The sequence below is a fragment of the Mesorhizobium sp. M4A.F.Ca.ET.022.05.2.1 genome (assembly GCF_003998845.1).
GTDB lineage: Bacteria > Pseudomonadota > Alphaproteobacteria > Rhizobiales > Rhizobiaceae > Mesorhizobium.
In genome coordinates this window covers 1-908 of record NZ_RZOJ01000771.1, presented here as the reverse complement: position 1 = coordinate 908, position 908 = coordinate 1, and the positions used below count along the sequence as shown (strand labels likewise).

General features: G+C 66.1%; 1 protein-coding gene. It reads right to left on the bottom strand.

The features are described 5' to 3' along the window. On the bottom strand, positions 1–908 hold a 908-nt coding region (locus EN745_RS35285), incomplete at both ends, for a penicillin-binding transpeptidase domain-containing protein (protein ID WP_281034810.1).

Below are 908 nucleotides of genomic sequence, written 5' to 3'. Positions count from 1 at the left end.
AACCGCCGGTCATCTTGTTGGTGGGCGTGAAGTCGTCATTGCCCAGCCAGACGGCGGCCGTGTAATTGCCGGTGAAGCCGACGAACCAGGCGTCGCGGTAGGATTGCGTCGTGCCCGTCTTGCCGGCGACGACGATGTTGGGAAGCTGGGCGCGCCGCGCCGTCCCTATCACCGGCACCGCCGCCAGCATGGTGTTCATGTATTTCAGCGCCTGCTCCGACAGCACCCGACGCGGCGGCGACGCGTCCTTGGCCCAGTCGTAGACCACATCGCCGGTGCGGGTGACGAGCTGGGTGATTCCGTGCCGCGAGCCGACGAAGCCGTTCTGCGCGAACACGCTGTAGCCCGTCGCCTGGTCCATCACCGTCATGAGCGAGGTGCCGAGCACCATGGTCTTGTGCCCTTCCAGCGGCGACTCGACGCCCATCGCCTCGGCCATCGCCTTGATCGGACCGATGCCGAGATGGTCCTTGGCGAGCCGCACCGGCACAGTGTTGATCGACTTGGCGATGGCCGTGATCAGCGTGACATTGCCGGCCGATCCGCCGCTGTAGTTGTGCGGCGACCAGTTGCCCCAGCTAACGGGGCCGCCGGAAACCACCGAGTCAGGCGTGAAGCCGTGCTCCATGGCTGTGGCGTAGACGTAGGGCTTGAACGAGGAGCCGGTCTGGCGCAGCGCCCTGGTGGCGCGGTTGAACTGGCTGGCGCCGTAGTCGCGGCCGCCGACGATGGCGCGCACCGCGCCGTTGGTCTCGATCACCACCACCGCGCCTTCGGTGACGTTGTATTCCTTGCCGAACTGGCGCAGGTGGAATTCGACGGACTCCTCAGCCGCCTTCTGGATGTTGGCATCGAAAGTGGTGTGGGCGACCAGTGAGTGCTGGCCGGGCTTGGCGATCTTCTTGACC